This window comes from Pseudomonas sp. OE 28.3, from assembly GCF_014268205.2.
Lineage (GTDB): Bacteria > Pseudomonadota > Gammaproteobacteria > Pseudomonadales > Pseudomonadaceae > Aquipseudomonas > Aquipseudomonas edaphica.
The window spans coordinates 1,894,151-1,920,858 of record NZ_CP077082.1 but is presented as its reverse complement, the minus strand read 5'-3'; the positions used below and the strand labels follow the sequence as shown (position 1 = coordinate 1,920,858).

Here is a 26,708-nt window from a genome sequence, read left to right as displayed (position 1 = left end):
ACCCCCAAATAGCCAGGAGCCATGATGAGCTCGACCAACCCGCCCTCCCACACCGCCAAGCTGGACCGCATCCTCGCCGATGCCCAGCGCGACCGGGAAATGGGCTACCGCGACAAAGCCTTGAAGATGTACCCGCACGTGTGCGGCCGCTGTGCCCGTGAGTTTGCCGGCAAACGCTTGAGCGAACTGACCGTACACCATCGCAACCACAATCATGATGACAACCCCCAGGACGGTTCCAACTGGGAGTTGCTGTGCCTGTACTGCCACGACAACGAACACTCGCGCTACACCGACCAGCAGTATTTCGGCGAAGGCTCCACCAGCAGCCCGACGATTGCCAAGGCGACGCACAACCCGTTTGCGGCGTTGGCGGGGTTGATGAAAAAGGACGACTGAAGCCCTTCTTTGTCTGTGCGGGCCTCATCGCAGGCAAGCCAGCTCCCACAGGGGAATGCATTCCAAGTGTGGGAGCCGGGCTTGCCCGCGATAGCGATCGCCCAAGCAACACATGCCTCCAAGGCCGTATAATCGCGGTTTTCCTCCAAGGCACCCTTCCCCGTGGGCAATAAACGCTACAGCTGCATCGGTCTGTATAACCCCAAATCCCCCGAAAACGTCGGCTCGGTGATGCGCGCCGCCGGCTGCTACGGCGTGGCCTCGGTGTTTTACACCGGCGTGCGTTACGAGCGCGCCCGGGACTTCATCACCGACACCAAGAAGGTCCACCACGACATTCCGTTGATCGGCATCGATGACCTGAAAAAGATCCTGCCGCTGGGCTGTATCCCGGTCGCCGTGGAGCTGGTGGAAGGCGCCCGCCCTCTGCCCGAATACACGCACCCGGACCGCGCGCTGTACATCTTCGGCCCCGAAGACGGCTCGCTGGACAAAGAGATCCGCGACTGGTGTGAAGACGTGGTGTACATCCCGACCACCGGCTGCATGAACCTTGCCGCCACCGTCAATGTGGTGCTGTACGACCGTCTGGCCAAGGGCAACAACACCCGCTCAGGCCCCAAGTACTGATATTTTGGGAACATCCGGCGCCTGCAAACAGTCAGCTACTTACACTTGCCTTTGTTGGAGACAAACCATGAGCGACAGCAAAACCCTGCGACCTATCATCGAACACCTGCAGCCAGCCCCCAAAAGCGAGCAAAACGTACACGGGTCGGAACGCATTCTTTCGGTGGCCGGCGGTGTGATGATGGTCGGCAAAGGCCTGCGCCGTGGCGGCATCTTCGGGCTGATCCAGGTGGCGATTGGTGGCGTGGCGCTGGTGCGCGGCGTGACCGGGCACAGCTCGCTCAAGGACAAGCTGGAGCAAGGCCGCCAGGAAATGAACAGTGTGCGCACCAAGATCGAACGCGCGGGCGAAGAGTTGAAGAACTTGAAGACCAAGGCTGAAGTGGCGGCAGAGAAAGCCACTAAATAGCCCGGCCAACCCCAATCAACTGTGGGAGCTCCCACAGTTGTTTTGGGTCAACGCAATAATTTGTTGTCCAGCACCACCGACGACTCGCCGATCACACTTTCAGCCAACTGCACAAACTGCGCCGTATTAACACTGTTCGCCCGCATCACCGCCTGCGCCAGATCATCCAGCGAACGTTTGTTGTGGGTCTTTACGCGGATCTCGCGGTCCAGCTCCTGCAACACCAGCACCGCCCGCGCCACGGTCGCAGCGTTGACTTGATTGCCGCGCAGGCTGATCACGCCCTTGCCTTCCTTGGCCAACCGCGTCTGTATCGCCGCATACCGCTCATCGGTAATGCCGCCGGCACGCCGCAGCAGTTCAATGGCGTAATACTCGCCCAACCCTTCGCTGATCCAGTCACTGGTATCGTGGTCGTTAAAACGGCCAATGGCTTGCACCACTTCGCGCAGCAACGGGCTGCTGCCGTTTTCGCTGATCAGCGGCGTGCGGCTGTTGAGGTAGATCGAATCGCGCGATGAGAAAGCGCCACGGCGCATCGGGTCGCTGGCGCCGACGATCAACAGCTTGGCAGGATGGCGTGGCAGTGCGGCTTCGACTTGCGGCCAGACGAACGTCAGCAGCGTCAGCACGTCCATCCGGCGCATGGCCTGACCCTTGGGCGAGGCCACGGTGACGTCAGTTTCACCCAGGCGCACGCGACGACTGCCGAGGCTGCCAGCGAGCATCCAGCCGGTAGGCCGGTCGAACAGGCGGGACACATTGTCGATACGGAATTTGTGCTTGCCGATACGCGGCCAGGCGGTTTCGACGCTCTTCCAGCCGGCCGGCAATTCAAACATCAGGCGCGACACCAACTCGGTACCGTCCTGCTGGTCCAGCCGCGCAACCGGCACCAGCTCTTCGCCGCGAAACAGCGCCCAGCTCGGCGTCATCCGCGCCTCATACACGCCCGCCTTGCGCGCATGGGCGAGGCGCACGCGGTAAGTCAGGCTGGCTTTGTCGGCGCTGGGTTGCCACAGGCCACGGCTGCCGGTGACCTGCCATTGGCCGTCGGCCTTGAAGTCACTGTAGTCGCCGTCACGGCCCAGGTCGAAGTTCAGGCTGCGCACAGCCGAGCCCTGGGACAGGCTCACGCGGACCTCGGCCTGATCACTCTGGGGCAGCAGCTTGACGTGATAATCGAGGTCGACTTTCTTCGCGCACCACGCAGGCAGGCTCAGTGCCAGCAGCACCAAGGATGCCGCCAGCCGGGTTGCCACCCTCATACACACTCCTTTTTCAGCCTGCGCGGAAGATCAGGTAATCCTCCCAGTCATCTTCGGGCACGCTGCCTTCGGCGAGCATGCGCCCGGACTGGGAAATGCGTTCATGGTGCACAGCATCGCGGTCGCCACACACCAGGTGATGCCACAGCGGCAAGTCCTTGCGTTCGCTGACCAGGCGGTAGCCGCAGGTCGGCGGCAGCCATTTGAACTGGTCGGCCTGGCCCGGCGTGAGCTGGATGCAATCGGGCACCGAGGCGCGGCGGTTGGTGTAGTCGCTGCACTGACAGGTTTTCAGGTCGAGCAATTTGCAGGCGATGCGCGTGTAATAGACGCTGTTGTCTTCTTCATCCTCAAGCTTTTGCAGGCAGCACAGGCCACAGCCGTCGCACAACGACTCCCACTCCTCCTGGTCGAGGTGTTCAAGGGTTTTGCGTATCCAGAAAGGTTCGACTTTGGCGGCCATGGCTCTACATCAGTATCGGAAGGTGAAAAGGCCGCCAGTCTAGTGCCCAAGGCGCCTGGGGCCAAGCGCTTACGACTGGCGGTGTAACAACACTTGTCAGTCTAGTGGGCGCGCAGTAGCTTTGAAGGCCGAATTGACGATCAGGAACTGCCCATGACACGCGTTGCCGATTACCCGATCCACACCCAGTTCACCGAACGTTGGTCGCCCCGCGCCTTTACCGGCGAAAGCATCCCGCAGGAGACGCTGCTGAGCTTCTTCGAAGCCGCACGCTGGGCGCCGTCGGCCTACAACTCGCAGCCATGGCGCTTTCTCTACGCGCGCCGCGACACGCCGAACTGGGAGCGTTTCCTGGGGTTGCTCAATGAATTCAACCGTGGTTGGGCGCAACACGCGTCAGCCCTGGTGATCATCGCTTCAAAAACCAACTTTACCGCCCCCGGCGCCAGCGAAGAAACCCCGGCGCTGTGGCACACCTTCGACACCGGTTCGGCATGGGGCCACCTGGCGCTGCAAGCCAGCCTCAGTGGCTGGCACACCCACGGCATGGCCGGTTTCGATCAGGAGCTGACCCGCAAAGAGCTGAAGATTCCAGAAGGTTATGCCCTGCACGCGGCTGTGGCCGTGGGCAAGCTGGGGGACAAGTCGAGCTTGCCGGAGTACCTGCAAGGTCGTGAAGCGCCAAGCCCGCGTCGGCCGCTGAGCGAACTGGTGTCCGAGGGTAATTTCAGCCTGTAAGCCTTGCATAGATCCAATATGTGCGGGCTTGTGTGGGAGCTGGTTTGTGTGGGAGCTGGCTTGCCTGCGATGAAGGCACCTCGGTGAATCAGGTAGACCGAGGTGATGCTATCGCAGGCAAGCCAGCTCCCACATAAGCCCAGCTCACACGTTTAATAGCCCCTTTCGAAGCTGACTTCCCCGCGCAACGCGTCCTTGGCCTGATAAGCCCTTAGATTCTGCACAAACAATTCCACCATCATCCCCGGCGACGTCGGCGCGGAACTGTGCCCGGTTAACAGCAAGCCCCAGGCGGTCCAGAACGGATGGCGTTGCGGCAAAGGCTCCTGACGGCACACGTCGATCACCGCACCGGCCAAGTGCCCCTCTTTAAGCGCCTCGACCAAATCGGCATCGACCACCGCCACGCCGCGCCCGACGTTGATAAACAACCCCGTCGGCTTGAATTGCTTGAACAGCGCCGCGTTGTACAGATCATGGGTATCAGGCGTGTTCGGCAGCAGGTTGATCACGTAGTCCACCTCGCCCACCAGCCGGCTCAGTTGGTCCAACCCGGCCACTTCGATAAACGGTGCCTGTTCCCGCGCGCTGCTGGCAATCCCGTAGAGCTTGACGCCAAACGGCAGCAAAAAATCAGCAACGCTCTGGCCGATATCGCCGGTGCCAACCACCAGCACCTTGCGCCCCGCCAGGCTTTGGCCCATGCGGTTGTCCCACTTGCGCTCGACCTGGCTGACCAGTCGCGCCAGCACTTCGCGCTCATGGCCGAGCATATAGGTGAGCACGAACTCGGCCATGACCTGGCCAAAGATGCCGACCGCGCGGGTCAGGCGATAGTCGCGCGGCAAGCCATCGGCCAGCAGTGGCGTAATACCCGCCCAGGTCGATTGCAACCATTGCGGCTTATGGCCCTGGCGCAGCAAGGTGGCGAGCAGGTCCGGCTGGCCCAGCCAAACCGGGCAATCGGCGGCCAGGCGCGACAGTTCGGCCGAGTCGCCGCTGGTCAGCACCTCAAGGTCCGGGGCCGCTTCGCTCAGCAATTGGGCGTAGAGCGGGTGATCCTGTTCAGCAATCAGAACACGCATGGTTCAAACCTTTCAAAAACAGTGCAGACGGCCGCCCGCTTCCTTACGGCCACCGCCAAACGAATACGAGTCCATAAAAGAATGTGCCCGGGACAGGGCACTGACCGGTTACATCGGGTCGTTGCGGCGCAGCAGCTCTTCGGGCAAGTGCTCGATGTACTCGTCCTCGGCCGGTGGCATTTGCAGGTGGTAGCCCTGCTTGTCGAGGTTTTCCAGGACCACGGTAATGTCCTCGCGCGACAACTTGCGCTCCGGCGTGAGTATCATCTCGAATGCAAGATGGGCTTTGCCGAAGGCAGTCATCAAGGGTTCCGGCACACGCTCCAGCGCATCGCTTTTGAGCACGTAGAGGTACATCCCGTCTTTTTTCAAGCTGCGATAAATGGAGCAAATACGTTTCAAGGCTGTTCTCCGGCAGTGGCCAGGCTGTCGAGCAGCGCCTGGCCCATCAACTCGCGGCGCCAGCCACGCAGCGAGTCTGGCAATGTATAAGGCCCATCGGGGTAGCCGCTCTTGACCAGGGCTTCGAGGGTTTTCTTGCGCAGCATCAGTTCCGGCGCCATCTCCAGGCGCTCGGCCTCGGCCTGGCCCAGGGCGCGCAGTTGCTTGATCAGCACAGCAGCGTCCACCGGCAGCGGCTCAGCCACGGCGGGCGGCCACTGGTCCATCGACACGCTGCCGGCGCGCTTGATCAGGTCCAGCAGAAACTGGCCGTCCTGACGCACAGTGCGCGGGTGCATGTCTTCGATCTTGCCCAGCGCAGCGAGGTTATCCGGCTGGGATTTGGCCAAGGGCCACAATGAGTGTTCGCGAATGATGCGGTTGCGCGGCAGGTCACGGGCACGGGCCTGCTGCTCGCGCCAGGCGCACAGCTCACGCAATACGGCGAGCTGGGCACGCGAGAGTTTCCACGCCAGCTTGGCGTCACGGTACACCTCATACGGGTCGACTTCGCGGCGCAGGTTGGCCACCAGTTCGGCGCCGTCTTCCAGTACCCAGGCATATTTGTCATCCGACAGCTGCGGGCGCAAGCGCACATAGACTTCGGCCAGGTGCACCGCGTCTTCGGCGGCGTAGCTCACCTGGGTCTCGGACAACGGCCGCTGCAGCCAGTCCGAGCGGGTTTCGCCCTTTGGCAGCTCGATGTCGAGTACAGCCTGCACCAGGCGCGAGTAGCCCATGGAGAAACCGAGGTTCAGGTAAGCCGCTGCCAATTGAGTGTCGAACAACGGCACCGGCAGGCTGCCGGTCAGGCGCAACAACACTTCCAGGTCTTCGCTGCAGGCGTGCACCACCTTGATCACCGCCGGGTTCTCCAGCAAGGCGGCCAAGGGTTGCCAGTTATCGATGGTCAGGGGGTCGATCAGGTAAGCGCGAACGCCATCACCGATCTGGATCAGCCCGGCAATGGGATAAAAGGTGTCGACCCGCATGAATTCGGTGTCGAGGGCGACGAATGGCAACTGCTGCCATTCGGCGCAATGCTGGCCGAGGCTATCGTTGTCGCAGATCCAGTGAATATCGATGGCCACACGGCTCTCCCTTGAAGAATGGCGCGCAGTATATATCGCGAAAGGGACTTGCGAGCATCCGCAGTGCACACACCATCATGAAAACTCTGACAAGAGAGGAAGAATAGTCCGACAGGCGGGACTTAGCCTCTCTTACGCAAGACGTAGACACGCCACAGCTTGGAGCCCGGCAGGAACTCCTGCTGATGGAGGACCTTGAAACCGGCCTGGCGGAATTCGTCCTCCACCGGTGTGCGCGAGCTCACCGCGACAATCACTGTGTCGCGACTGACACGGTGGAATTCGCGCAACAGCGCCATGCGTACGTCGCTGCTGGGCACATGACGAAACAGTTCCAGGCAGAAAATGCAGTCCACGGCGTTGGCCGACAGACCGATGGAAAACGCCGAACCCTGGAACGTTTTGACCCGCTTGAGCAACGCCGCCGGGTGATGGGTGCGCGCATGGTCGAGCATGTCCTGGGAGTTGTCGGATGCCAGGATCACCCGGTTGACGTGTTCGGCCAACACGGGCCAAAACCGGCCGGAGCCACACGCCAGGTCGAGGATCAACCCAGGCTCACCGGCCACTTTCAACGCTTGGCGCACCAGCCGTTCATCGCGCCAGGCCGCCAGACGCTTGAGCAGCGCGGGCGGACGCGTGTCGCCGCAGACCTGCGCATGCTCGCGGTCACAGCGCTCGGTGAATTCGATCTCGATAGAGGATGGAGGTTGTGGCGACATCGCGGGCTCATGTGGGTGGAACGGTGGTGAACGACCTTGATCCGCAGCTTAACCACTGCAACGTGAAAAAAAGGTTGAAACCGTGACGCCTGTAAAACACCGACGTTCGACTGTGGGAGCTGGCTTGCCTGCGATGCTGGCACCTCGGTACATCGGGTACACCGAGTTGATGCCTTCGCAGGCAAGCCAGCGCCCACAGAAAAGCAGCTCTTCGGTGTATCCAAATCTGCTGCCAGCGGATCACGCCTGATGCAGATACCAGCGCCAATCCTGCTCGCCCACCTCCCCCATGAACTGACGATATTCCTCACGCTTCACCGCCAAATAGACGCCGAGAAACTCACTGCCAAACGCCTCCCGCGCCCAGCTTGAACCCTCCAGCGCACGCAAGGTGGTCAGCCAGTCAGTGGGCAGCAACTCCTTGGCCTGGGCGTATCCGTTACCTTCCACCGGCGCACCGGGGTCGCGCTGTTCGCGAATGCCTCGGTGAATACCCGCCAGGATGGCGGCAGCCGCCAGGTAAGGATTGGCGTCGGCCCCGCAAATCCGGTGTTCGATATGCCGGGAATAGGCAGGCCCGCCCGGCACGCGCAGGCTGACGGTGCGGTTATCCACGCCCCAGGTGGCCGCCAGCGGCGCATAGCTGTTGGTCTGGAAGCGCCGATAAGAGTTGGCATTCGGGCAAAACATCAGCAGCGAATCGAGCAAGGTGCTGAGCATGCCGCCCACCGCCTGGCGCAGCAGCGGCGTGCCATCGGCGGCCTCGCTGGCGAACAGGTTATTGCCCTGGGCATCCGCCAGGCTCACATGCATGTGCATGCCGGTGCCCGCCAGGTCATCGAACGGCTTGGCCATAAAGCAGGCGGTCATTGCGTGCTTATGCGCCACGCCCTTGACCAGACGCTTGTAGCGCACCGCTTCGTCCATGGCTTGCAGGGCATCCGCGCGATGTTCCAGGGTGATTTCCACCTGGCCCGGCGCATACTCGGAAATCGCCGTGCGCGCCGGAATGCCTTGCAGCTTGCAAGCGCTGTAGAGGTCGGCCAGGAACGGCTCGATTTGCTCCAGCTCACGCAGGCCGTACACCTGGGTCGAGCGCGGGCGATTGCCGTCCACATCCCGTACCGGTTGTGGGCGGCCGTTGCTGTCGGGTTTCTGGTCGAGCAGGTAAAACTCCAACTCCGCCGCCATCACCGGGTAATAACCGTCGGCCTTGAGGTCGTCGATCACCTTGGCCAGCAAATGCCGAGGGTCAGCCACGGTGGCCGGCAAGCCTTCGGTGGGGTGCATGCTGACTTGCACGGCGGCTGTGGGGATCAGGCGCCACGGCATACGCTGCAAGCTGCCGCTGACCGGGTAGGCGCGGCAGTCGATATCGCCGACTTCCCACACCAGCCCGGAGTTTTCCACGTCGTCGCCGTTAATCGTCAGGCCCAGGATGGTGCTGGGCAACGGGCGGCCACTTTCATACACCGCCAGCAGCTCATCGCGGTGCAGCAACTTGCCGCGTGGCACGCCGTTGTTGTCGAGGATAAACAGCTCGAACATTTCGATGTCCGAGTGCTGTTCAAGAAAAGACTGGGCTTCTTGCAGGCTGGCAAAAACACTCATGGGAACTCTCATACGTTTGCGTCAGGCAGGCGCACAGGTGCGCGTCATTCATGGGGCAAATCAACGTAAGAGAAAGGTATCCGGTGGGCGCGCGTGTCGGCAGTGGAACAAGGCCCAGAAGGCCAGCGCGGACGGCAGTGTCGCGAGGTGAGTGTCAGGGGAGCCGTCCATGCGAGATTCACAGTGAGGTAGATGCCCGGCAGCGTCACACGCCCACAAAGGTTGTTCAATTCAGGGTTGACGGAGTTTGGTTGCAGCCTGGCTAAACAATTGCCATCCCTGCGCATAGCTGGAAATAATGGCGACCCGAGCATGCCCCAAGGATTTGACCGCATGAAAGCTCCCCTGGCCTTCTGTTTACTGGCAAGCGTGGCCACCCACGCCCTGGCCGATTCACGCCTGGACGAGGTGCTGCAAAACGGCACCCTCACCGTCTGCACCACCGGCGACTACAAGCCCTACACCTCGCTGCGAGCCGACGGGCGCTACGAAGGCATTGATATCGCCATGGTCGAGTCCCTGGCCAAGAGCCTCAACGCCAACATCAAATGGGTGCCCACTACCTGGAAAACCCTGATGCCGGACTTCCTCGCCCAGCGCTGCGACATCGCGGTGGGCGGTATTTCGGTGTCGTTGGAACGCCAGAAAAAAGCCTTCTTCAGCCAGCCTCTCGGCGTCGATGGCAAGATCCCGCTGGTGCGCTGCGCCGATGTACAGCGCTACCAGAGCGTCGAGCAGATCAACCAGCCGCAGGTGCGTGTGATCGAGCCGGCGGGCGGCACCAACGAGGTGTTTGCCCGCGCCCACCTGGCCAAGGCGCAAATCCGCCTGCATGACAACGTGACGATTTTCGACGAACTGCTGGCGGGCAAAGCCGACGTGATGATCACCGACGCCAGCGAAGCGCGCTTCCAGCAAAAACAGAAACCTGGGCTGTGTGCGGTCAACCCCGAGCGGCAGATGCAATACAGCGAAAAGGCCTTCCTGCTGCCCCGCGATGATGTGGCGTGGAAAAGCTACGTCGACCAGTGGCTGCACCTGAGCATGGCCACCGGGGTGTATGAAGGCATCGTCAATCAGTGGCTGGCGGCGCCCTGAGCAGGAGCCGTCTACGCTGTGCTCACATCAACCATAACGAGGGATCGGTAATGAAGGGATTGCTCCGACTCACCTGCCTGCTGCTGTTGGGGTTCAGCCAGGTGCACGCGACCACTCAGGATGAGGACGCTCGGGCCGCCAAGGCTCTACTGGAAAAGGCTGTGACTTACTTCCAAAGCAACGGCGACAAAGCCTTCGCCGCGTTCAGCCGCCAGGGTGAGTTTATCGACCATGACCGCTATGTGTTCGTGGTCGACACCAAGGGCGTGTTGTTAGCCAGCGGCGGGCCTTCCTCCGCATTGATCGGCCGTGATGTGTCCGAGGTGCTCGGGCCAGACCTGCAAGCTTCGTTCAAACAGGCGCTGACCGTGCCCGAAGGCCAGGGCATCCAACAAGCCGACTACCGCTGGCAGAACTGGAACGACGGCAAGGTTGAGCACAAGCACGTGTTTTATCAGCGCGTGGGTGAACGCATCCTGGCGGTGGGTTACTACCTGCCACGGGCCACACCGGAACAGGCCCGAGCGTTGCGCAACAAGGCTGTGAAGGCGCTGGTCAAGGATGAGGCAGGCACGCTCAAGGCGATCAACTCATTGCAGGGCGGGTTTCTGCAGGATGATTTGTATGTGTTTGTGGTCGATCTGAACACCGGGCGGTATGTGGCGCATGGCACCAACTTGCGACTGGTCAATACCGACTTTCGCAAGATCAAAGACCCGGATGGCAAGCCGGTGGGTGAACCCATTCTGAAGCTGATGGCCGAGCAGGATCAGGGGGAATACAAGTACCGCTGGAAGAACCCGGTGACCGACAAGGTTGAGAACAAGCATGCGTACGTGCGCAAGGCCGGGCATTTTATGGTGGCGGTTGGGTACTACAGCCCCTGATCTGAGTTGGAATGCAATCCATTGTGGGAGCTGGCTTGCCTGCTCCCACAGTTTGATCATCGTTGTGTCAGTTAACGTGCTTTGTCTTCACGCCCACGCAGCACACGATTGGGCATCGCAATGGCCGCCGCCAACCCCAGCAACGACACCGCCGCACTCACCATCAGCAAATGCCGGAATGTCACCGCCAGCTCCCCGCGCAAGGCATCCTGCGCAGGCCCCGGCGCGGCGTTGAGGCCGTCGAGCAACACGTTGCCGGAACTGCCTTCAGCCCCCAGCGCGCCGCTGGCCAAATGCGCAAAGCTGGAATCCTGCAACAACGCCAACAGCAGTGCTGACATGCACGCCACACCGACCGCCCCGCCCAACGAGCGGAACAGGTTAGTCGTGCTGGTGGCCACGCCAATGTCGCGCTGCTCCACCGAGTTCTGTGTACCCACCAGGGACGTCGGAAACTGCATCCCCGCCGCAATCCCGCACAGCAGCATAAACACCGCCGTAAGCTCCACCGCCTGCGGCGCGCTGTAGGCCATGCCGAGAATCGCCAGCGGGCTCAAGCATGCGCCGGTGAGGATCATCGGTTTATAACGCCCGGTCACCGAGGTCATGCGCCCGGCGAAATAGGCCCCCATCGGCAAGCCCATGGCCAATGGCAGCAAGTGCAAGGCGGCGCTGTCGGCCCCCGAGCCGGTCACCGTCTGATAACGCAACGGCATCAACACCGTCAGGGAAATCGCCTGGAAGCTGGTGAAGAAAATCGTGCACCAGCACAGCACCGCGCTGCGATTGGCGAACAGGTGCATCGGCAACAATGGCTCGCGCGCCCGGCGTTCGTGCCACACGAACACCGTCAAGGCCACCAACGCGCAGGCCAACAGCCCCAGTACTTGCTCGTCACGCCAATGATGGCCCTGGCCGATTTCGGTGATGCCCAGCAGCAAGGCGGTCAGGCCGATGATCATCAGCACGGTGCCGAGGTAATCGATAATCGGCTTGCGCTGCGGCACCGGCAGCCCTACCAGTGTGCGGTGCGCCACATACCAGGCGCCGGCGCCCAGCGGCAGGTTGATCAAAAACACCCAACGCCACGACAGGTATTCGGTCATGTAGCCGCCCAGCACTGGCCCGGCCACACTGGCCACCGCGTACATGCTGCTGAAATAGCCCTGGTAACGCCCACGCTCACGGGGCGCGATGATGTCGCCAATGATCGCCTGGCTGACCGAGATCATCCCGCCGGCACCGATGCCCTGGAGAATCCGCGCCAGCACCAACTGCTCCATGCTTTGCGCCATGCCGCAAAACAGCGAGGCCAGGGTGAACACACCCATGCCGATCAACATCATCGGCCGGCGCCCGTACAGGTCGCCGAGCTTGCCGTAGATCGGTACGGCCACGGTCATCGCCACCATGTAGCCGGAGATCACCCAGGCCAGCAGGTTTACATCGTGAAACTGCGCGGAAATCGCCGGCATGGACACGGCGACAATGGTCTGGTCCAGGGCGCCGAGGAAAATCGCCAGCATCAAGGCGGCGAGCACACTGCGAACGGCAGGAACGGGCTGAGCGGGTTGGTTGAGGCTGGTCACGGCAGAACCTTCGAGCAAGGCCCGCAGGCAAGGAAGAGCCTGCGGGAATGCTGGATACGATAGCAGGCTACTCGATAGCTTCGTAAGGAAGTCCGACGTAATTTTCTGCGATGGTTTTGCGCCCCGCCTGCGAATGGATGAAATACTCAAGCTCGCTCTCGGCAATTCGCTGGCTGAAGCCGTCGGCGTCCGGGAACTGGTGCAACATCGAGGTCATCCACCAGGAAAACCGCTCGGCCTTCCACACCCGGCGCAGGCAGATGGCCGAGTATTTTTCCAGCAGGTCCACGCGGCCCTCGCGGTACACCCTGAGCATGATCCGAAACAGCGTGCTCACATCACTGGCCGCCAGGTTCAAGCCTTTGGCGCCGGTGGGCGGCACGATATGCGCGGCGTCACCGAGCAAGAACAGGCGCCCGTACTGCATCGGCTCCACCACAAAGCTGCGCAGCGGCGCGATGCTTTTTTCGATTGACGGCCCGGTGACCAGTTGCTCGGCCAACTGGCTGGGCAGGCGGGTTTTCAGCTCGGCCCAGAAACGCTCATCCGACCAATCATCCAGAGGCTCATCGACCGGCACCTGCAGGTAATAGCGGCTGCGGGTCGGCGAACGCATGCTGCACAACGCAAAGCCACGCGAATGTTTGGCATACACCAGCTCGTCATGCACCGGCGGTGTATCGGCGAGGATGCCCAGCCAGCCGAACGGATAGACGCGCTCGAACACCTGCAACGCCTCAGGCGGAATCGCCTGGCGCGCCACCCCGTGGAAACCGTCGCACCCGGCGATGTAGTCGCAGTCCAGGCGATAGGTTTCGCCGGCATGTTCGAAGGTGAGCCAGGGCCGATCAGTTTTAAGGTCATGGGGCTGCACGTCGCGCGCTTCGTACAGGGTCACAGCCCCGGCAGCCTCGCGGGCGGCCATCAGGTCGCGGGTGACTTCGGTCTGGCCGTAGATCATCACCGACTGACCGCCGGTCAAGCCTTTGAGGTCGATATGGGTCAGTTGGCCATTGAGCGCCAGCTCAAAGCCATCATGCACCAGGCCTTCGGCGTCCATGCGTCGGCTGACGCCGGCCTCGCGCAGCAGGTCGACCATGCCTTGTTCCAGCACACCGGCGCGGATGCGGCCTTGCACGTAGTCGGCGCTCTGGCGCTCTAGAATCAGGGTCTGGATACCAGCGTTATGCAGCAGTTGGCCGAGCAGCAATCCGGAGGGACCGGCGCCAATAATGGCGACTTGGGTTTTCAGCGTTTTCATTATTTTTATGGCTCGCAAGCTTCACCCGAACGGATAGGGTGAAAGAGTTGTCATTCATCCTGTTGCTGATCATTTTTCACTTGAGTGGCCGCCATAAGAAGGTGAAAACTGAGACAAAGCCTGCGCTTTTTGCCAATTGGGGCGATTACCGCACCACTATCCTGAGTATCGGATTGAAACCATGACCAAAACTGCCAGTACCGCGATTCCGGTCTTCAAGCTTTACGGAGAAAGTCAGCAATGGCCGACTCCGGATTTGTTGCACTGTGAAACCATTTCCCGACGGAGCCGGGAATACCAGTGGGAAATCCAACCCCACCGGCACGCGGACCTGTGCCAGTTGCTGTACGTACACAGAGGCCAGGCGCAGCTGGAAATCGAAGGCCAGCGTACTACCCTCAGCGAAGCCACCTTGCAGGTGCTGCCGCCGTTGTGTGTACACGGGTTTCGGTTTTCTGAAGATGTGGAAGGTTTTATCCTGACGCTGGCCGCGCCACTGGTCAGCCATTTGCAGACACAGTTGGGCGCGACGGTGGACGGTTTGCAGGCCCTGGGCAATTACCCCGCCGGCAAGGACAGCGATTACCTCAACAGCCTGTTCGCCCGACTGCAGGATGAGTACGCCGATGAACAACCGGCCCGCGACATGATGATGCATGCCCTGGTCAGCGTGCTGCTGGTGTGGATCAGCCGCCAGGCGATCCAGCGCCGCCATCCGCGCGCGCCGCGTGGGCGTGAATATTTTCGGCGCTTTACGCAGTTGGTCGAGCAGCATTACCGCGAACACCCGAAGATTGAAGACCTGGCGCACAAGCTGGGTATCTCGGTCTCACACCTGAACGGTACGTGCAGGGAATTGGGTGGCCAGCCTGCTTTGCAGATCATGCATGACCGCCAGTTGCTGGAAGCCAAGCGCTTGCTGACCTACACCAGCATGACCATCAATGAGATGTCGGAGGTGTTGGGGTTTTCCGACCCGACCAACTTCTCCCGGCTGTTCCGCCGCCGGGTGGGGTTTTCGCCCAAGGCGTTTCGCGAGCAACTGAAGGCCGATTGACGCGGGACGCGGAGCGTCCTGGGCTGCATTACCACGCGGAGCGTGGGAACGATCACAGCCTACCTGAGCGCGCTGAAACTACCGGTACGCGGCACACACAGATCCTGATGGCAACTGATCGCAAAGGTCGGCTGCATACGGGTCTGTTCAACCCGATAGGCGGCTGTGCCGTACAGCGCGGTAGCCAACGCGCACAGGATGAAAATCATCAGGTACTTTCTAATTTTTAGGGTCATGGCACACCTCTGAATAGATCGACTCGGTGCTGTTTAAAGCATAGGTCAGTCAGGGCGAGTTGCCATTATTGGGCGTCATTCAACATCTTTATGTCGGCTTTACAGACCGATATCCCACACCGGCTCTTCCGGGAACCGCAGCACCAGAAAATCCAGCAGGCTGCGCAACGCCAACGGCATGTGTTTACGCGAGGCATACACGGCGTAGACGTTCATTTGCTGCGGCTCAGCCTCGGGCAGCAGCCGGATCAATTCGCCACTGCGGATGTAGTCCCCCGCCTGATAACTGGGCAGCCGCGCCACCCCGGCGCCCGCCAGCGTCACCCGCAGCAAGGTCGTGGCCTCGTTGGCGGTGATATTGCCCTGCACCGCCACCGAGACTGCTTCGCCGTTCTCGGTGAAGTGCCACAGGCTTTTGCCGAAGTAAGAATGCGTCAGGCAGTTGTGCTCCGCCAAGTCGTGGACTTGCCGAGGCTGCGGGTGTTCCAGCAGGTACGCCGGTGACGCGCAGATCACCGAGCGACACAGCGTGAGCTTGCGCGCGATCAGGTTGGGGTCCAGCTCAAAGCTGGTGCGGATGGCCAGGTCGATACGCTCATCCACCAGGTTTACCGTGCGGTCGAGCATCTGCAGGTCGATGCTGACCAACGGGAAGCGCTTGACGAATTCGGCCACGGCATCCGCCAACTGCGCCTGGCCGAATGAGCTGCTGACACTCAGGCGCAACTGGCCACGCGGCGCTTCATCCGGCTCACTGACGGCCGCCTGCATGTCACTGCACAGCTCCAGCATTTGCCGGCAGCGCGGCAGCGTTTCACTGCCGGCGGCGGTGAGGCTGAGCTTGCGCGTGGTGCGATGCATCAAGCGCGCACCGACCCAATCCTCAAGTTCAGCCAGATAGCGCGAGACCACCGGCCGCGACAGGTCCAACTGATCGGCGGCGGCGGACTGGCTGCCCAGGTCAACTACCGTGACAAACACCCGCATTGCTTGAAGACGATCCATGATTTGCACGCTTTTAGAAACAAACTATGTCCAAGCATCGCATTTTTTGTTGTGTTTGGTGCAACTAAGCTCTGTGCATCACTTACCTGCTGCTGGAGCTGCACATGATCTCGGTACTTAAACGATTTGCCCTGGCTTCGGCCGCCCTGGCGTTCGCTGCCCATGCTGCGGCTGCCGACCTGAAGCTGGATGCCTACAACCCTGGCACCTCGGCCATGATGCCGGTCAGCTCGGTACTGGTCAGCGGTGAAAAAGACCTCATCCTGGTCAACGCCCAGTTCGGCAAGACCCAAGCCGAGCAACTGGTGCAGAAAATCCGCAGCAGCGGCAAACACCTCACCACCATCTACGTCAGCGACGGCGACCCGGACTTCTACTTCGGCCTCGACACCCTGACCGCCGCGTTCCCCGACGCCAAAGTGCTGGCCACCCAGCCGGTGGTGGACCATATCAAGGCCACCGTCGAGCAAAAAATCGCGTTCTGGAGCCCGAAACTCGGCGACGACAAGCCAAGCAAAGCCATCATCCCGCAGGTGTTGCAGGGCCATACCCTGACGCTGGAAGGCAAAAGCCTGGAAGTGATCGGCCTGGACGGTCCGCAACCTGAGCGCACCTTTGTGTGGATCCCCTCGATCAAGGCGGTCGTCGGTGGCGTCGTGGTGTTTGAAAACACCCACGTGTGGATGGCCGACACGCAAACCGCCAAATCCCACACAGACTGGCTGGCCACCCTGCAACGTATCCAGGACCTGAAACCGGCCACCGTGATCCCTGGCCACTACCTGGGCACACCGACCGTGCAGTCCGTGGCCTTTACCGGCGACTACATCAAGGCCTTCGATATCGAGACCGCCAAGGCCAAGGATTCGACTGCGCTGATCGCGGCGATGAAAAAGCGTTACCCGAACCTTAAAGACGAAAGCAGCCTGGAACTGGGTGCCAAAGTCGCCAAGGGCGAAATGAAGTGGTGATTGGTTTTAAACCCTAACGTACTGGAGAACGTCATGAGCAAGATTGCAATCATTGGTGCCACCGGCCGTGCCGGTAGCCAACTGCTGGAAGAAGCGCTGCGTCGTGGGCATACCGTTACTGCCATTGCGCGTAACACCGACACGCTGGCCGCACGCCCAGGCCTTACCGTTAAAAAGGTCGACGCCCTTGATGCAACGGCCTTGCAGCAAGCAGTGAGCGGCAACGACGTGGTGATCAGTGCGGCGCACTTCGCCACCCTGCCCGCCAGCGCCGTGATCGGCCCGGTAAAAAAAGCCGGCGTGAAACGCCTGCTGGTGGTGGGCGGTGCGGGTTCGCTGTTGTTGCCAGGTGGCAGTCGAGTGATCGACAGCGAGGGTTTCCCGGCTGAATACAAAGCCGAAGCCAGCGCCGGGGCTGAGTTTCTCGACGTGCTGCGTCAGGAAAAAGAACTGGATTGGACCTTCCTGTCGCCATCGGCGGAGTTTGTTGAAACCGAGCGCACCGGGAAATTCCGTCTGGGCCAGGACGATCTGCTGGTGAGCGCCGAGGGCCGTAGCTGGATCAGTTTTGCTGACTTTGCCATCGCCCTGATCGACGAAGTGGAATCGCCGAAGCACTCGCGCCAACGCTTCACCGTCGGTTACTGACTCTGAGGGAACTGGCTTGTGTGGGAGCTGGCTTGTGTGGGAGCTGGCTTGTGTGGGAGCTGGCTTGTGTGGGAGCTGGCTTGTGTGGGAGCTGGCTTGTGTGGGAGCTGGCTTGTGTGGGAGCTGGCTTGCCTGCGATGGCATCAGCTCGGTTTAACAGATAGACCGAGTTGCCCGCATCGCAGGCAAGCCAGCTCCCACACAAACCCGGTTCCCACAGTTGGATACTCAGTGTTAAGACTGGTGTGCCTCGCTCACCAGCCACGCCATCAACGCTTGCAGCCCAGCCGACGGCTCGATCCCCGGCGGGTACACCAGGTAATAGCCCATCCCCGTCGGCACCCGCAGTTCAAACGGCGTCGCCAGCCGCCCGGCTTTCACATCCTCACCAATCAGCGCACTGTCGCCAATCGCCACACCTGAGCCTTGTGACGCCACCGTCATGGCCAGGTCCAGCGTTTCGAAATGATGCCCCTGACCCAGGTTGCTCAACCGCGTATTCGCCGCCTTTAACCACAACGCCCAATCCCGCTCGTCCCGCGTGGGGTGCAGCAGCACTTGTTGCTGCAAGTCTGCCGGGGTATCCAAAGCGCCGAGCAGCGCCGGTGCGCACACTGGCGTAAGTTGCTCATCAAACAGGTGCCGTGCCTCAGCCGACTGCTCGGCGATGGGTGCATAGATCACCGCCGCATCAAATTGCTCACGACGAAAGTCCACGGTATAGGCCACGGTGGTGGTGAGTTCCACCGGCACATCCGGGCGCTCCTTCTGCCATTGCAACAGGCGCGGCAGCAGCCAGCGCATCACGCAGGTGGAGGCCTTGAGTTGCAGGGTCGCGCGGCGGCTGCCGATCTGCTCCACCGCGTCACCGATCAGGCCGAATACTTGCTGCGCACGCAGTGACCACTCGCGGCCTTCTTCGGTGAGGCTCAAGCCCCGTGCCTGGCGCTGAAACAGGGCGTAACCCAAATGGCTTTCCAGGCCGGCAATCTGGCGGCTCACTGCGCCCTGGGTGATGTGCAGTTGCTCGGCGGCGCGGGTGAAGTTGCAGCACTGGGCAGTGACCCAAAACGTGTGCAGCGCAGGCAGCGGCGGAAGGCGTTTCATCGTGCGTGAGCCATGACGTGGGGACATGGCTAGTATGACTTTTTATCGATTGTTGCCGCTACGGGCCAGCCGCTCCAATAGCGCCTCGAATCCATAACAAGAGCGACATGTATGGCGACCTGCGGCGAAGTATTGGTCAACCTCCTGGAAAGCTACGGCGTGGACCAGGTGTTCGGCATTCCCGGCGTACACACCGTTGAGCTGTATCGCGGCCTGGCGCATTCCGGCATCCGCCATGTCACCCCGCGCCACGAACAGGGCGCCGGCTTCATGGCCGACGGGTATGCACGCACCAGCGGCAAACCCGGCGTGTGCTTCATCATCACCGGCCCGGGCATGACCAATATCACCACCGCCATGGGCCAGGCCTACGCCGACTCGATTCCGATGCTGGTGATTTCCAGCGTGCAGTCGCGCAGCCAATTGGGCGGCGGGCGCGGCAAACTGCATGAGCTGCCGAACCAGAGCGCGATGATCGCCGGCGTGTCGGCGTTCTCCCACACGTTGATGTCGGCGGCGGAGTTGCCTGGTGTGCTGGCACGGGCGTTTGCGTTGTTCCAGGCGGGGCGACCGCGCCCGGTGCATATCGAAATCCCGCTGGATGTGCTGGTGGAGAATGCCGACGCGTTGCTGGGCAGCGAGCCGGTCAGCGTTGCCCGCGCCGGTGCGTCGCCGTCGGCGGTCAAGCAGATGAGCCAATTGCTCGCAGCGGCCAAACGCCCGCTGATCCTGGCCGGTGGCGGTGCCATCGATGCCGCGCCAGAGCTGACGCGCCTGGCCGACATCCTCGGCGCGCCGGTGGCGCTGACCATCAATGCCAAAGGCATGCTGGCATCGACCCACCCGCTGCTGATCGGCTCGACGCAAACCCTGGTCGCCACCCGTGCGCTGGTCGCTGAAGCCGACGTAGTGCTGGCCATCGGCACAGAGCTGGCAGAAACCGACTACGACGTGACCTTCGCCGGCGGCTTCGAGATCCCCGGCGCACTGCTGCGTATCGACATCGACCCCGACCAGACTGTACGCAACTACCCGCCGCACGTGGCACTGGTAGCCGATGCACAGATAGCCGCCGACGCCTTGCTCGCCGAATTGGATAAAACCCCATTGCCTGCCCGCAACCGCGATTGGGGCGCTGAACGAGTCGCGCGTTTGTGGGCCGAACTGGCGCCCAACTGGGACGCTGCCACCCGCGCACAAACCCTGTTCCTCAACACCGTGCTGCAAGCGCTGCCCAACGCCGTGCTGGTGGGCGACTCCACCCAGCCGGTGTACAGCGGCAACCTGACCCTGAACCTTGACCACCCACGCCGCTGGTTCAACTCCTCCACCGGCTACGGCACCTTGGGCTACGCCCTGCCCGCTGCAGTCGGTGCCTGGCTGGGCCGAGGTGACGGCCAGCCGGTGGTGTGCCTGATCGGCGACGGCGGCCTGCAATTTTCCCTGCCGGAACTGGCCAGCGCGGTAGAGGCGCAGGTGCCAGTGATTGTGCTGCTGTGGAATAACCAGGGCTATGAAGAGATCAAGAAATACATGCTCAACCGCGCCATCGAGCCGGTCGGTGTGGACATCTACACCCCGGACTTTATCGGCGTAGCCAAGGCCTTGGGTTGCGCAGCAGAAAGTATCCAGGGCGTCGAGCAATTGCGCAGCGCGTTGCGCACCGCCGCGGATCGCCAGGGGCCGACACTGATTGAAATCAACCAAGGGCTCTGGATGCAGGAAGTGGCGGTATGAGCGCAGTCTTGAACGGTGTGTTTATCAACGGCCAATGGCAGGCGGGCCATGCGGTGCTGGAGGTGATCAACCCGGCTACCGAAGCGACCTTGGCCCATGTCAGCGTGGGCGATGCCTCAGCAGTGGAACTGGCGGTCGACGCGGCCAGCGCGGCTTTTGTCGACTGGTCGAAAAGCAGTGGCCGTGATCGCGGCGCCCTGTTGCGCAAGGTCGCCCAAAGTGTGAGCGAGCAACGTGAACAACTGATGCAGTTGCAGTCGAGCAACAACGGCAAGCCGCTGTTTGAAGCGGCTATTGATGTGGATGACGTGATTGCCACCTTCGAATACTACGCGGGCATCTGCGACGCAATGGACGCAGGTCAAGACTGCAAGGTGGCATTGCCCAGCGACGATTTCAGCGCACGCCTGCGCCGCGAACCCTGTGGCGTGGTGGGTTTGATCGTGCCGTGGAACTTCCCGATGGTGACCACCGCCTGGAAGCTTGCCCCCGCGTTAGCGGCCGGTTGCTGCGTGGTGCTTAAGCCGTCGGAAGTCACGCCCCTGGCGGAGTTGCAATTGGCGCGGATTATTGCCGAAGCAGGCTTCCCGGCGGGTGTGTTTAACCTGGTGTGTGGCACGGGGCTGGCGGTCGGTGCACCGCTGGCTGCGGACCGTCGCGTGGCGAAAATTTCCTTTACCGGCAGCAATGCGGTGGGCGTGCAGGTGATGCAGCGCGCCGCCGAAACCATCAAGGGTGTGAGCCTGGAACTGGGCGGCAAATCGTCGTTGCTGGTGCTGGCCGATGCCGACCTCGACCTGGCAGTGGAGCTGGCCTGTGGCGGTGGTTTTTTCAATGCCGGGCAGATCTGTTCGGCCACCAGTCGCGTGCTGGTAGCCGACAACCTGGCGGATGAATTCCTGCAGCGTTTGCAGGCGCGGGCTGAAGGGATTCGCGTGGCCGACCCGTTTGCCGAGGATGTGGAGATGGGCGCGCTGATCAACCGTGCGCAGTATCAGCGGGTGCTGGGGCATATCCAGCGTGGTATCGACCAAGGCGCGCGCTTGTTGTGCGGCGGCGCTCGCCCGGCTGATCTGGAAAAAGGCTTTTTCATTCGCCCGACAGTGTTTACCGACGTGCCATCAGGCAGCGCCTTGTGGAATGAAGAGATCTTCGGCCCGGTGCTGTGTGTACGACGTTTTACCACTGAAGCCGAGGCCATCGCCCTGGCTAACGACAGCGATTTCGGCCTGGTCGCCAGTGTGGTGAGCGCCAATGCCGAAGCCGCCGAACGCGTGGCCAATGCCTTGCAGGCGGGCCTGGTGTGGATCAACGCACCGCAGGTGATCTTCCCGCAGACGGCGTGGGGCGGTTACAAACAAAGCAGCATCGGCCGCGAACTGGGGCCCTGGGGGTTGGCGGCGTTTCAGGAGATCAAGCACGTGATTCGCGCTAGCTGACACCACGGTCCCCTGTGGGAGCTGATGATCGTCACACGCTTGAACCCAAAGCATTACAGCCGACATATTCACTGACGTCGTGTTGCCAACATTTTATGTCCCACACCAAACATAGAAACGCCCTACAGCGCTTTCTATTGGTACGACCGTTCCGTTAAGCTTTTGCCAGTCTTGTACTGAGTTCGGTACAAAGGGTTTACGGACGAAACCGATGCTAAACAGTAACTTGCTCAGAAAGCTTGATATGCAGGACTTGATGGTGTTTATCGCCGTCTATGACCAGAGCAGCGTTACCGAGGTGTCCGAGACGCTGTTCGTCAGTCAGTCAACCGTGAGCTACAGCCTGAAGAAGCTGCGCACCAGTTTTGAGGATGAGCTGTTTATCAATACGCGGGCCGGCATGCGCCCGACGTACAAGGCCACAACCATGTACGAACACGTGCAGAAGATCCTTGAAAGCATCAACCTGTGCCATGCCGGCAGCCAGGCCTTCGACCCGACGCAGCAGGCGGTGACCTTCAATGTCTGTGCCCCGGAATACTTCGAGCAACTGATCCTGCCACGCCTGTTGAAGAACTTCGACCAAGCCGACTTGCCGGTGATCATCAATGTGCAAAAGCTGGAAACCGAGCTGCCTGCCGAGGACCTGCGCGAAGGCCGTCTCGACCTGGTGATTTGCTTCGGCCCGCACCTTCACCGTGCCCACAAAGACTTCAAGACCCAGATGCTGCTGGAAGACGATTTAGTGTGTGTGTTTGATAAACGCGCCACGCCGCGCGAGCCGGCCTTCAGCCTGCAATCGTTTGTCGAACGGCGCCACGTGTTCCCCGCGCCCTGGACCTCCGACACCAACATGATCGACGGCTGGCTGGCACGCCAGGCTCACAAGCGCCAGGTGATTGCCCGTGCCAACAGCTACAGTGCCGCCTTGAAGATGATCAGTGGCACCGACTTTATCGTCACCCTGCCCCGTCGCGTGCAAAAGCTGCTGGCCCCGGCCACCGTGTTCGGCCATTGCGAAGCGCCGAACGGGTTGCCGGGGTTTACCCTGGATATGCAGTGGAATGAAACCAGTGGCCAGGACAGCGCCAATACCTGGTTTCGCGAGCAGATCGTCAAGGTGTGCGCCGATCAATGCTTGTTGTAACCCTTAGCCGATAGCGACTTTGCTGTAGGAATCACGATCCATGTCCATCAACTGCACACTGAGTTGAACCTGCAGATCGGCCGGCCACTCAGCCGCGTCATGCAGGGCCGCCAACAAGCTTTCCGACAACTGCTGCTTGACCTGCGGTGAGCGCCCGCTGAGCAGCGAGAGCTTTACCGCAATAAAACCGCGCGGGCTGAGGGAAGTGCCCACCTGGAAACTCTCGACCTTGATTGCGCGGCTCTTGATATCGAACTCGGAACCGAACTGCCCGGACGCCATCAGCACGTTGTTCAGGCGCAGCAGGGTTTTCTCGACGGCAAGGCCGGTCAGGTTGGCGGTGTATTCCAGGTGCAGGTGCGGCATGAAAAGCTCCGAGTGGGCTTGAAAAGAAACCTACATATAGCATGCAGTTGAACGAAGGCAGACCGATTTCAATGTGAAACTTCGGTCAGCCCCCGCAGCGAACGATTTTCCCAGAACGCCACGATCACCAACACCGCCGTGGTCAACGCGCCCAGCGCCAGCGCCGAAAACATATGCTGCAACCCCAGCGGCAACAGCACCAGCAACATCAGCAGCCCGCCCAGGTGCGAGAGCGGTGGCAACGGTCGGTCACTCATCACCCACTTGAACAACGCACTGCCGAGCAAAAACAAAAACGGCCCGGCAATCATCGCCAGCACGCCCGCCTGGCTGGCATGCCCTGGATGCACCAGTACCAGTTCGTCGGCCACCGCGCTGACGATGATCCCGGCGACGATCAGCACATGCAGATAGGTGTAGGCGATACGCGCCTGGCGGCCGGGGTCGGCGGAGCTGGCAATCCGGTGATGGGCGCGCTCGGCGCCGCTGTCGAAATAGATCCACCACAGCGCAATACTGCCCACCACGGCCACCAGGAAAGCACCCAGGCCTTCGACGCTCCACGGCAACTCGGCGAACGTGGCGCCGGTCACCAGCAAGGATTCACCCAGGGCGATAATCACAAACAGGCCGCAACGCTCGGCCATGTGGTTGCCTTCGACATTCCAGTCCGCCAGGGTCGAGCGCCCAAGCCCTGGCACCCAGAAATACACCGACGGCGATATCAGTTCTATCAGCAGCGCCAGCGCCCAGAAAGCCAGGCGTTGCTCGCCTTCGAGCAGGCCGCCGGTGAGCCAGAACACCCCGGAACACAGCATCCACGCCAGGATCCGCTGGAAGTTGCGGGTCATGTTCAGCGACTCGCCGCGAACGGCCCACAACGCAAACAGCGTGCGGCCCACCTGCATGAAGACGTAAGCGCCGGCGAACAACAGGCCGCGATCGGTAAAGGCTTTGGGGATTGATGAAGACAGCAACAGGCCGGCGACCATCAAGCCGAACAGGCCGATGCGGATAGGGATTTTTTCCGGGTCCAGCCAGTTGGTGATCCACGAGGTGAAGATCCACACCCACCACACCGCGACCATCATCAGCGCCACCTGCACCGCGCCGCCGAGGCTCAGGTGGGCCAGCAGCGAGTGGGACAACTGGGTCACGGCGAACACGAACACCAGGTCGAAAAACAGCTCGACCATGCCCACCTTGCCGCTGTCATGACTGCCGCGCCCACGCAGCAAAGAACGGGATGAAGTCATCGGTGGATCTCCCTGAAGGCTTATCTCAAGATTTTTCCGCGATTACCGGCAGCCTGTCACGTTCACTCATGAACGCTTCCAGCCGTGAACGCATCCAGCGCTCGGCAGGGTCCGTGTCGACGTGGCTGAGCCAGACCATGGACAGGTCCAGGGTCGGGGTTTCGAACGGGAACGGCTCGCAAAACAGGTTGCCGCCGGCGGCCATGGCATGGGCGGTGTAATCCGGCAGGCTGGCGATCATGTCGGTGCCGGCGAGCAACGCCGGCAATGCGCTGTACTGAGGTACGGACAGCACCACGTGGCGCTTGCGACCAATCTCGGCCAGCCACTCGTCGGCAAACCCCGACACGTTGGCGGTGTGAGAGACCAGCACATGGGGACGGGCGCAATATTCGTCGAGGGTCAGCGGTGTGTCCGAGGCGTCGGCGCGCAACAGGCAGGGGCGAATATGCCGTAACAACTTGCGCTTGGCATTGGCCGGCAGGCCGCGGGTCTGGGTGATGCCCACGGTGATATCGCCGGAAGCCAGCAGGTCGGGGATGCGCCAGTAATCGACGTGTTGCACCACGAACACCACCAACGGCGCTTCCTGGCGCAAGGCCCGCAGCAGCGGCGGCAGCAGGCCGAACTCGACGTCATCGGACAGGCCGATGCGGAAGGTCATAGTGCTTTGGGTCGGGTCGAAATCGTGGGTCAGGCTCAAGGCCGACGACAAAGAGTCCAGGGCCGGCGACAGGTGCTGGATGATCTCCTCGGCCCGCGCGGTGGGCTCCATGCGGTGACCGACGCGAATAAACAGTGGGTCGTTGAACAAGGTGCGCAAGCGGTTGAGCGCCGAACTGATGGTCGGCTGGCCGAGAAACAGCTTCTCTGCCACCCGCGTCACATTGCGCTCGAGCATCAGTGCTTCGAAGACCACCATCAGGTTGATGTCGGCCTTGCGTAATTCATTGCGATTCATCGGCGCCTGCCCCTTTCCCCAAGACAAGCCGCAGTTTAGAAAGCCCGCGGGGCTGCGTCTATGTGAACACTGTTCATCCGGCGCCTTTGGGACTATAAATCAGCGCTTGAAGGTCAAAGGAACGCCATCGTGCTGGTCATTATTGCCTTGGCCATGGTCGTCGCCGGGCTCTGCCTCTGGGTCGTCCGGTTCATTGCCAACCCTACCGTCAGGACACTGACGCGGGTGTTTATTGGCTTATGCCTGGCCGCGGCAGTGGCCTATTGGGTGCTGGCGTGGGGTTTTCCTATCTCAGTATTGGCTTCATGAACTGTCACTTTTTCTGCAAGGACTGCCTATCTTGAAATTCGCCTACACCATTATCTATGTGCCCGACGTTGCCGCGTCACTGGCATTCTTTGAAGCAGCCTTTGGGTTCAGTCGCCGGTTTTTGCATGAATCCGGCACTTATGGCGAGCTGGAAACGGGGGACACCACGCTGTCGTTTGCCGCGCATGAACTGGGCGAAATGAACTTCGACGGCGGGCACGTCGAGGCGCACGCCTCCCGAAAACCGCTGGGGATGGAGGTGGGGTTTGTCACCGAGGATGTATTCGTCGCCCATGCCAAGGCGCTGTTACACGGTGCGAAGGAGCTGTCGCCACCGAGCACCAAGCCCTGGGGGCAAGTGGTGTCTTATGTGCGCTGCCCGGATGGCACGCTGGTGGAGTTGTGTACGCCGATAGTGGGCTGAACACAGAAACATTGTGGGAGCTGGCTTGCCTGCGATAGCGGTGTGTCAGGCACAGATGTAGAGACTGACCCGCCGCCATCGCAGGCAAGCCAGCTCCCACAGTTTGATCATCATCGCCTTGGAATTCACGGCTTGAGCGGTCGCTCCTGATCGCGCTCGGACAGCTCGGTGCCGTCGTCCGGATGTTTCCAGGTCTGCGGCTTGTCTTCTTCGCGTTGCCGCCGGGCCTGCTCGTGCTCCGGCTCGTCCTGACGTTTGTGCTCGTCACCCATACGCACCTCCCTTCCATAAGAAATTGGTCACTTCTGAAGCATAGAACAGCAGTGAGATTTTGGCGGACCTGCTGATTGATA

30 protein-coding genes are annotated in these 26,708 nt (G+C 61.3%); 14 read left to right on the top strand and 16 right to left on the bottom strand.

Features of this window, described 5'->3' with window-relative positions; genetic code table 11:
- Positions 1-24 precede the first annotated feature (24 nt).
- From HU759_RS08700 to HU759_RS08690, 3 genes are all read left to right on the top strand, one after another.
- Positions 25-399, top strand: coding sequence for a YajD family HNH nuclease (locus HU759_RS08700; RefSeq protein WP_003210675.1), 375 nt, complete (start codon positions 25-27; stop codon positions 397-399).
- A 162-nt stretch (positions 400-561) separates the two neighbouring features.
- Positions 562-1,029, top strand: coding sequence for an RNA methyltransferase (locus HU759_RS08695; protein WP_003189607.1), 468 nt, complete (start codon positions 562-564; stop codon positions 1,027-1,029).
- A 67-nt stretch (positions 1,030-1,096) separates the two neighbouring features.
- Positions 1,097-1,438 carry a DUF2892 domain-containing protein gene (locus HU759_RS08690; RefSeq protein WP_017137388.1) on the top strand — a complete coding sequence of 114 codons (342 nt, stop codon included), beginning with the start codon at positions 1,097-1,099 and terminating at the stop codon, positions 1,436-1,438.
- A 47-nt stretch (positions 1,439-1,485) separates the two neighbouring features.
- Here HU759_RS08690 and HU759_RS08685 read toward each other — a convergent pair whose 3' ends face one another.
- Both HU759_RS08685 and HU759_RS08680 read right to left on the bottom strand, forming a co-directional pair.
- The gene (locus tag HU759_RS08685; RefSeq protein ID WP_099548660.1) at positions 1,486-2,706 is read right to left on the bottom strand and encodes a hypothetical protein; all 1,221 of its coding nucleotides are present in this window, start codon (positions 2,704-2,706) and stop codon (positions 1,486-1,488) included.
- A 13-nt stretch (positions 2,707-2,719) separates the two neighbouring features.
- Positions 2,720-3,169 carry a YcgN family cysteine cluster protein gene (locus HU759_RS08680; protein WP_017137386.1) on the bottom strand — a complete coding sequence of 150 codons (450 nt, stop codon included), beginning with the start codon at positions 3,167-3,169 and terminating at the stop codon, positions 2,720-2,722.
- Positions 3,170-3,322: 153 nt separating this feature from the next.
- Between HU759_RS08680 and HU759_RS08675 the strand changes: the two genes are divergently transcribed.
- Positions 3,323-3,907 (top strand): nitroreductase family protein, encoded by a 585-nt coding sequence (locus tag HU759_RS08675; RefSeq protein WP_186618448.1) that lies wholly within the window; start codon positions 3,323-3,325, stop codon positions 3,905-3,907.
- 152 nt (positions 3,908-4,059) lie between these two features.
- Here HU759_RS08675 and HU759_RS08670 read toward each other — a convergent pair whose 3' ends face one another.
- The 5 genes from HU759_RS08670 to HU759_RS08650 all read right to left on the bottom strand — a co-directional run bounded on the left by HU759_RS08670 (position 4,060) and on the right by HU759_RS08650 (position 8,857).
- Positions 4,060-4,992, bottom strand: a complete 933-nt coding sequence (locus HU759_RS08670; protein ID WP_017137384.1) for a D-2-hydroxyacid dehydrogenase — start codon at positions 4,990-4,992, stop codon at positions 4,060-4,062.
- A 108-nt stretch (positions 4,993-5,100) separates the two neighbouring features.
- Positions 5,101-5,394 (bottom strand): YcgL domain-containing protein, encoded by a 294-nt coding sequence (locus tag HU759_RS08665; RefSeq protein ID WP_017137383.1) that lies wholly within the window; start codon positions 5,392-5,394, stop codon positions 5,101-5,103.
- A complete protein-coding gene (gene rnd, locus HU759_RS08660) occupies positions 5,391-6,524 on the bottom strand; it encodes a ribonuclease D (RefSeq protein WP_017137382.1) in 1,134 nt (377 codons plus the stop codon). The genes HU759_RS08665 and rnd overlap by 4 nt, the downstream gene beginning before the upstream one ends.
- A gap of 122 nt (positions 6,525-6,646) precedes the next feature.
- The gene (locus HU759_RS08655; protein ID WP_017137381.1) at positions 6,647-7,246 is read right to left on the bottom strand and encodes a class I SAM-dependent methyltransferase; all 600 of its coding nucleotides are present in this window, start codon (positions 7,244-7,246) and stop codon (positions 6,647-6,649) included.
- A 240-nt stretch (positions 7,247-7,486) separates the two neighbouring features.
- Positions 7,487-8,857, bottom strand: a complete 1,371-nt coding sequence (locus tag HU759_RS08650) for a glutamine synthetase family protein (protein ID WP_186618446.1) — start codon at positions 8,855-8,857, stop codon at positions 7,487-7,489.
- 333 nt (positions 8,858-9,190) lie between these two features.
- On the opposite strand from HU759_RS08650, the gene HU759_RS08645 reads away from it, so the two are divergent.
- Positions 9,191-9,955, top strand: a complete 765-nt coding sequence (locus tag HU759_RS08645) for a transporter substrate-binding domain-containing protein (RefSeq protein ID WP_186618444.1) — start codon at positions 9,191-9,193, stop codon at positions 9,953-9,955.
- Between the two features lie 50 nt (positions 9,956-10,005).
- Positions 10,006-10,842: a cache domain-containing protein gene (locus HU759_RS08640; protein ID WP_017137378.1), complete on the top strand. Its 837-nt coding sequence runs from the start codon at positions 10,006-10,008 to the stop codon at positions 10,840-10,842.
- A gap of 71 nt (positions 10,843-10,913) precedes the next feature.
- Here the strand turns inward: HU759_RS08640 and HU759_RS08635 are convergent, their stop codons facing one another.
- Together HU759_RS08635 and pobA are read right to left on the bottom strand one after the other, a co-directional pair.
- Positions 10,914-12,431, bottom strand: a complete 1,518-nt coding sequence (locus tag HU759_RS08635; RefSeq protein ID WP_169985528.1) for an MDR family MFS transporter — start codon at positions 12,429-12,431, stop codon at positions 10,914-10,916.
- Between the two features lie 67 nt (positions 12,432-12,498).
- Positions 12,499-13,683, bottom strand: a complete 1,185-nt coding sequence (gene pobA / locus HU759_RS08630; protein ID WP_186618449.1) for a 4-hydroxybenzoate 3-monooxygenase — start codon at positions 13,681-13,683, stop codon at positions 12,499-12,501.
- A gap of 190 nt (positions 13,684-13,873) precedes the next feature.
- On the opposite strand from pobA, the gene HU759_RS08625 reads away from it, so the two are divergent.
- Positions 13,874-14,749 carry a helix-turn-helix domain-containing protein gene (locus HU759_RS08625; protein WP_017137374.1) on the top strand — a complete coding sequence of 292 codons (876 nt, stop codon included), beginning with the start codon at positions 13,874-13,876 and terminating at the stop codon, positions 14,747-14,749.
- Between the two features lie 59 nt (positions 14,750-14,808).
- Here the strand turns inward: HU759_RS08625 and HU759_RS08620 are convergent, their stop codons facing one another.
- Positions 14,809-14,985 (bottom strand): hypothetical protein, encoded by a 177-nt coding sequence (locus HU759_RS08620; protein WP_017137373.1) that lies wholly within the window; start codon positions 14,983-14,985, stop codon positions 14,809-14,811.
- Between the two features lie 99 nt (positions 14,986-15,084).
- The gene (locus tag HU759_RS08615; protein ID WP_170040559.1) at positions 15,085-15,990 is read right to left on the bottom strand and encodes a LysR family transcriptional regulator; all 906 of its coding nucleotides are present in this window, start codon (positions 15,988-15,990) and stop codon (positions 15,085-15,087) included.
- Between the two features lie 104 nt (positions 15,991-16,094).
- Here HU759_RS08615 and HU759_RS08610 point away from each other — a divergent pair, with 104 nt between their 5' ends.
- The gene (locus HU759_RS08610; protein ID WP_170040560.1) at positions 16,095-16,961 is read left to right on the top strand and encodes an MBL fold metallo-hydrolase; all 867 of its coding nucleotides are present in this window, start codon (positions 16,095-16,097) and stop codon (positions 16,959-16,961) included.
- 33 nt (positions 16,962-16,994) lie between these two features.
- Positions 16,995-17,609 (top strand): NAD(P)-dependent oxidoreductase, encoded by a 615-nt coding sequence (locus HU759_RS08605; protein ID WP_017137370.1) that lies wholly within the window; start codon positions 16,995-16,997, stop codon positions 17,607-17,609.
- 234 nt (positions 17,610-17,843) lie between these two features.
- On the opposite strand, the gene HU759_RS08600 is transcribed toward HU759_RS08605, so the two are convergent.
- The gene (locus HU759_RS08600; protein ID WP_186617486.1) at positions 17,844-18,716 is read right to left on the bottom strand and encodes a LysR substrate-binding domain-containing protein; all 873 of its coding nucleotides are present in this window, start codon (positions 18,714-18,716) and stop codon (positions 17,844-17,846) included.
- Between the two features lie 111 nt (positions 18,717-18,827).
- On the opposite strand from HU759_RS08600, the gene HU759_RS08595 reads away from it, so the two are divergent.
- From HU759_RS08595 to HU759_RS08585, 3 genes are all read left to right on the top strand, one after another.
- Complete coding sequence (locus HU759_RS08595) at positions 18,828-20,453, top strand: 5-guanidino-2-oxopentanoate decarboxylase (protein WP_186617484.1); 1,626 nt, start codon at positions 18,828-18,830, stop codon at positions 20,451-20,453.
- Positions 20,450-21,892: an aldehyde dehydrogenase family protein gene (locus tag HU759_RS08590; protein ID WP_186617482.1), complete on the top strand. Its 1,443-nt coding sequence runs from the start codon at positions 20,450-20,452 to the stop codon at positions 21,890-21,892. The genes HU759_RS08595 and HU759_RS08590 overlap by 4 nt, the downstream gene beginning before the upstream one ends.
- A 211-nt stretch (positions 21,893-22,103) precedes the next feature.
- Positions 22,104-23,039: a LysR family transcriptional regulator gene (locus HU759_RS08585; RefSeq protein WP_170040563.1), complete on the top strand. Its 936-nt coding sequence runs from the start codon at positions 22,104-22,106 to the stop codon at positions 23,037-23,039.
- Positions 23,040-23,042: 3 nt separating this feature from the next.
- Here HU759_RS08585 and HU759_RS08580 read toward each other — a convergent pair whose 3' ends face one another.
- From HU759_RS08580 to HU759_RS08570, 3 genes are all read right to left on the bottom strand, one after another.
- Positions 23,043-23,405 (bottom strand): 5-carboxymethyl-2-hydroxymuconate Delta-isomerase, encoded by a 363-nt coding sequence (locus HU759_RS08580; protein WP_017137365.1) that lies wholly within the window; start codon positions 23,403-23,405, stop codon positions 23,043-23,045.
- Positions 23,406-23,473: 68 nt separating this feature from the next.
- The gene (locus tag HU759_RS08575; protein ID WP_017137364.1) at positions 23,474-24,661 is read right to left on the bottom strand and encodes a low temperature requirement protein A; all 1,188 of its coding nucleotides are present in this window, start codon (positions 24,659-24,661) and stop codon (positions 23,474-23,476) included.
- A 25-nt stretch (positions 24,662-24,686) separates the two neighbouring features.
- Positions 24,687-25,622 (bottom strand): LysR substrate-binding domain-containing protein, encoded by a 936-nt coding sequence (locus HU759_RS08570; RefSeq protein WP_017137363.1) that lies wholly within the window; start codon positions 25,620-25,622, stop codon positions 24,687-24,689.
- 129 nt (positions 25,623-25,751) lie between these two features.
- Between HU759_RS08570 and HU759_RS08565 the strand changes: the two genes are divergently transcribed.
- Both HU759_RS08565 and HU759_RS08560 read left to right on the top strand, forming a co-directional pair.
- Positions 25,752-25,931 (top strand): hypothetical protein, encoded by a 180-nt coding sequence (locus HU759_RS08565; protein WP_017137362.1) that lies wholly within the window; start codon positions 25,752-25,754, stop codon positions 25,929-25,931.
- A gap of 31 nt (positions 25,932-25,962) precedes the next feature.
- Positions 25,963-26,355 carry a VOC family protein gene (locus HU759_RS08560; RefSeq protein ID WP_017137361.1) on the top strand — a complete coding sequence of 131 codons (393 nt, stop codon included), beginning with the start codon at positions 25,963-25,965 and terminating at the stop codon, positions 26,353-26,355.
- Positions 26,356-26,480: 125 nt separating this feature from the next.
- Here the strand turns inward: HU759_RS08560 and HU759_RS08555 are convergent, their stop codons facing one another.
- Positions 26,481-26,633, bottom strand: coding sequence for a hypothetical protein (locus HU759_RS08555; protein WP_157786503.1), 153 nt, complete (start codon positions 26,631-26,633; stop codon positions 26,481-26,483).
- Between the last annotated feature and the right edge of the window lie 75 nt (positions 26,634-26,708).

Bases quoted from the DNA above. Each gene is read 5' to 3' on its own strand.
- HU759_RS08610 (WP_170040560.1), top strand. From the start codon at position 16,095: ATGATCTCGGTACTTAAACGATTTGCCCTGGCTTCGGCCGCCCTGGCG.
- HU759_RS08655 (WP_017137381.1), bottom strand. From the start codon at position 7,246: ATGTCGCCACAACCTCCATCCTCTATCGAGATCGAATTCACCGAGCGC.
- HU759_RS08650 (WP_186618446.1), bottom strand. From the start codon at position 8,857: ATGAGTGTTTTTGCCAGCCTGCAAGAAGCCCAGTCTTTTCTTGAACAG.
- HU759_RS08580 (WP_017137365.1), bottom strand. From the start codon at position 23,405: ATGCCGCACCTGCACCTGGAATACACCGCCAACCTGACCGGCCTTGCC.
- HU759_RS08570 (WP_017137363.1), bottom strand. From the start codon at position 25,622: ATGAATCGCAATGAATTACGCAAGGCCGACATCAACCTGATGGTGGTC.
- HU759_RS08680 (WP_017137386.1), bottom strand. From the start codon at position 3,169: ATGGCCGCCAAAGTCGAACCTTTCTGGATACGCAAAACCCTTGAACAC.
- HU759_RS08615 (WP_170040559.1), bottom strand. From the start codon at position 15,990: ATGGATCGTCTTCAAGCAATGCGGGTGTTTGTCACGGTAGTTGACCTG.
- HU759_RS08625 (WP_017137374.1), top strand. From the start codon at position 13,874: ATGACCAAAACTGCCAGTACCGCGATTCCGGTCTTCAAGCTTTACGGA.
- HU759_RS08575 (WP_017137364.1), bottom strand. From the start codon at position 24,661: ATGACTTCATCCCGTTCTTTGCTGCGTGGGCGCGGCAGTCATGACAGC.
- HU759_RS08590 (WP_186617482.1), top strand. From the start codon at position 20,450: ATGAGCGCAGTCTTGAACGGTGTGTTTATCAACGGCCAATGGCAGGCG.
- HU759_RS08685 (WP_099548660.1), bottom strand. From the start codon at position 2,706: ATGAGGGTGGCAACCCGGCTGGCGGCATCCTTGGTGCTGCTGGCACTG.
- HU759_RS08605 (WP_017137370.1), top strand. From the start codon at position 16,995: ATGAGCAAGATTGCAATCATTGGTGCCACCGGCCGTGCCGGTAGCCAA.
- HU759_RS08690 (WP_017137388.1), top strand. From the start codon at position 1,097: ATGAGCGACAGCAAAACCCTGCGACCTATCATCGAACACCTGCAGCCA.
- HU759_RS08585 (WP_170040563.1), top strand. From the start codon at position 22,104: ATGCTAAACAGTAACTTGCTCAGAAAGCTTGATATGCAGGACTTGATG.
- HU759_RS08595 (WP_186617484.1), top strand. From the start codon at position 18,828: ATGGCGACCTGCGGCGAAGTATTGGTCAACCTCCTGGAAAGCTACGGC.
- HU759_RS08700 (WP_003210675.1), top strand. From the start codon at position 25: ATGAGCTCGACCAACCCGCCCTCCCACACCGCCAAGCTGGACCGCATC.
- HU759_RS08620 (WP_017137373.1), bottom strand. From the start codon at position 14,985: ATGACCCTAAAAATTAGAAAGTACCTGATGATTTTCATCCTGTGCGCG.
- HU759_RS08645 (WP_186618444.1), top strand. From the start codon at position 9,191: ATGAAAGCTCCCCTGGCCTTCTGTTTACTGGCAAGCGTGGCCACCCAC.
- HU759_RS08600 (WP_186617486.1), bottom strand. From the start codon at position 18,716: ATGAAACGCCTTCCGCCGCTGCCTGCGCTGCACACGTTTTGGGTCACT.
- HU759_RS08675 (WP_186618448.1), top strand. From the start codon at position 3,323: ATGACACGCGTTGCCGATTACCCGATCCACACCCAGTTCACCGAACGT.
- HU759_RS08640 (WP_017137378.1), top strand. From the start codon at position 10,006: ATGAAGGGATTGCTCCGACTCACCTGCCTGCTGCTGTTGGGGTTCAGC.
- HU759_RS08670 (WP_017137384.1), bottom strand. From the start codon at position 4,992: ATGCGTGTTCTGATTGCTGAACAGGATCACCCGCTCTACGCCCAATTG.